This window comes from Bradyrhizobium sp., from assembly GCF_016462955.1.
GTDB lineage: Bacteria > Pseudomonadota > Alphaproteobacteria > Rhizobiales > Xanthobacteraceae > Bradyrhizobium.
Genome location: NZ_JAEMSD010000872.1, coordinates 714 through 1240, shown reverse-complemented (window position 1 = coordinate 1240; position 527 = coordinate 714). Strand labels below are relative to the sequence as shown.

Here is a 527-nt window from a genome sequence, read left to right as displayed (position 1 = left end):
GGCTTGCCCAGCGCGAGGCCGAGATAGGCAGCGGTCGCCAATCCCTCGTCGGCGAGGTAATAGGCCGCCCGCAGCGCCTTCTCCAACGCCTCCGGGCTGTCGATGCCGACGATGTTGCTGCGAACCGCCATGACCCCGCCTCAGCGCCGCGCCTGCGGCCGCGCGCCGCCTTGCGCCTTGATCGCCCGCAGCACCTTTTCCGGTGTGATCGGCAGCTCGTCGATGCGCACGCCCACCGCGTTGAAGATCGCATTCGCCACGGCCGGCAGCACCGGATTGGCGCACATTTCGCCAGGGCCTTTTCCCCCGAACGGCCCATCGGGAGCGGGACGCTCCAGCACGGCAATATCGTGCGGGCAGATGTCGCCGGGACCGGGCATCAGATATTCGACGAAGTCGCGGGGCCCGTGGACGGGATCGGGATAGTATGGCTCAGGCGTCTCGTAGAGCGCGTGGCTGACGCCCATCCAGGCGCCGCCGACGAGCTGCTGCTCGACCAGCCGCGGATTGAGCGCGCGGCCGAGCTC

The 527-nt window shown here is 69.3% G+C and carries 2 pseudogenes; both read right to left on the bottom strand.

The features are described from left to right. Positions 1-131, bottom strand: a pseudogene (locus JHD07_RS39405) (MoxR family ATPase); the annotation flags it as partial. Positions 132-140: 9 nt separating this feature from the next. Then, positions 141-527, bottom strand: a pseudogene (locus JHD07_RS39400) (molybdopterin-dependent oxidoreductase); the annotation flags it as partial.